At 65.8% G+C, this 1,817-nt stretch carries 3 protein-coding genes; 1 reads left to right on the forward strand and 2 read right to left on the reverse strand.

The genetic code is table 11. From position 1 onward, the window contains the following. The coding region (locus tag Q4E95_RS13400) for an SDR family oxidoreductase (protein WP_303383772.1) at positions 1-777 on the forward strand (777 nt) is incomplete at its 5' end. 39 nt (positions 778-816) lie between these two features. Here Q4E95_RS13400 and Q4E95_RS13405 read toward each other — a convergent pair. Both Q4E95_RS13405 and Q4E95_RS13410 read right to left on the reverse strand, forming a co-directional pair. Next, positions 817-1,461 carry an LUD domain-containing protein gene (locus Q4E95_RS13405; RefSeq protein ID WP_303383773.1) on the reverse strand — a complete coding sequence of 215 codons (645 nt, stop codon included), beginning with the start codon at positions 1,459-1,461 and terminating at the stop codon, positions 817-819. Continuing rightward, positions 1,458-1,817: lactate utilisation protein LutB domain-containing protein (locus Q4E95_RS13410; protein ID WP_303383774.1), on the reverse strand; the 360-nt coding region annotated here is incomplete at its 5' end. The genes Q4E95_RS13410 and Q4E95_RS13405, both read right to left, overlap by 4 nt.

The following is a 1,817-nucleotide window of genomic DNA, read 5'->3' on the forward strand; positions in this document are numbered from 1 at the left end:
CCTCGCGTCTACGTGGTCACCGGAGCCGGATCCGGCATCGGTCAGGCCACTGCCGCTCAGCTCATCGAAGAAGGCCACCGGGTCATTGGCGTTGATCTCAAGAACACGGAAGTGGTCGCGGACCTCTCCACCGAAGAGGGCATCGCCGGGATGGTGGAAGAGATCACGCAACTGACCTCCGTGGTGGACGGCGTGATCGCCAATGCCGGAACCTCGTTGCAGGCTCCCATGGACGTGGCCATCAACTTCTTCGGCGCGGTGGGAACGGTCGAGGGCCTGCTCCCCCTGCTCAACCAGTCGGATGCACCGCGGGTATGCATCACCGCCAGCGCGGCGTCATTGCACCCAGCCCATGACGACCTCCTCGAGGCGATGCTCAACGGTGACCGTGCGACCGCCGCCGCGATCGGCGAGCAGCTGGTGGCCGCGGGCGGAATGGCCGGTTACCTCAACTATTCCTCCTCCAAGCAGGCCGTGGCCCGTTGGATCCGCCGCAATGCCACCACCGAACGGTTTGCCGGAGCGGGCATCTCGCTCAACGCAGTAGCTCCCGGTGTGGTCATCACGCCCATGACCGAGCAACTCTTCGCCACCGAAGAGGGCCGCCAGCAAATGGAGCAGGGCATGCCCTCCCCCCTGAACGGTCCGGCCCGCGCCGAGGACATCGCCGCCGCCATCTGCTTCCTGACCTCCACCGCAGCCGGCAAGGTCACCGGTCAGGTGTTGTTCGTGGATTCCGGTTACGACGCGCTGACCCGCGGCGACTCCTCCTGGTAAGACATGCGGCCGCCCGACCCGTCGCGGGAAGCCCGCGGATCAGCCCAGCAGGATCACGTCCAGGGTGCGGGGGCCGTGCACACCCTCCACTCGTTCCAGCTCGATGTCCGAGGTGGCGGACGGGCCGGAAATCATGGTGGTGGGGGCGGTGGGTTCCACGCGGGCCATGGCTTCCGGAATCAGTTCCACGATCGAGTCCAACGGCACAATGCAGATGTGGTGATCCGGAACCAGCGTGATGGCACGGCGGCCTTCATCCGCTCGACCGGACAGGAAGATCGTTCCCGTCTGCGCGCAGGACACCGTGGAGGACGTCACCACCGCATCCACCTGGTTCAGTTCACGCACCCCCAGAGCCGACGCCTTACGAGCATCATTGGGATCCACGATCGCACGGCGGGCTGCCCTGTCCTCCGGCAGGAGTGCGGTGTCGAATCCCTCCGGGATCACGTAGCGCGCCGATGCGCCCAGCTGGGTCGCGATCCGCTCGGCCACGGTTTCCGCGGTTTCATGAAACACATTGGCCTTGTAATCGAGCAGCCGATCTTCGAGCATCTCCACGATCTCCTCGCGGGACAGCTCCGACGTCTTCCGGTAGGCGCGCGGCGTCTGCGGCACAGCCGGCTGATCGGCCAGAGCGCCCCGAATGCGGGCCAGAATTTCGGTTTTGGCGTCCACGCTCATTGCTGCGCTCCGTCCTGGTCATCGTTGCCGTTGCTGGGCTGGGTCGGCTCGACCGCGGGCCCGTCCGCAAAACCGTCGCTCGGTGCGGACGCGACAACGCCGTCCCGGGTCAGCCGCTGCTCGGTCTCACCTTCGTGCTTCTTCCACCAGTTGCGGAAGGACTGCCTGGGCGGTTCGGGGATGTCACGCTGGTCGGTCCAGCCACCCACCACGCCGGGAAGCCAACCAATCGCATGATCACGACCCGCAACCACACGACCCAGCGGCAGGCCCTTTTCCGCCAGCGACATGCGCTTACCCGAGGACATTACGAATGAGGCGCCCTTCATCATGGCGTCCATTTGCGTGGGGAACTT

The organism is Kocuria sp. (assembly GCF_030536815.1).
Classification (GTDB): Bacteria; Actinomycetota; Actinomycetes; order Actinomycetales; family Micrococcaceae; genus Kocuria; species Kocuria gwangalliensis.

Coding starts and splice junctions, on each gene's coding strand:
- Q4E95_RS13405 (WP_303383773.1), bottom strand. CDS start 1,461: ATGAGCGTGGACGCCAAAACCGAAATTCTGGCCCGCATTCGGGGCGCT.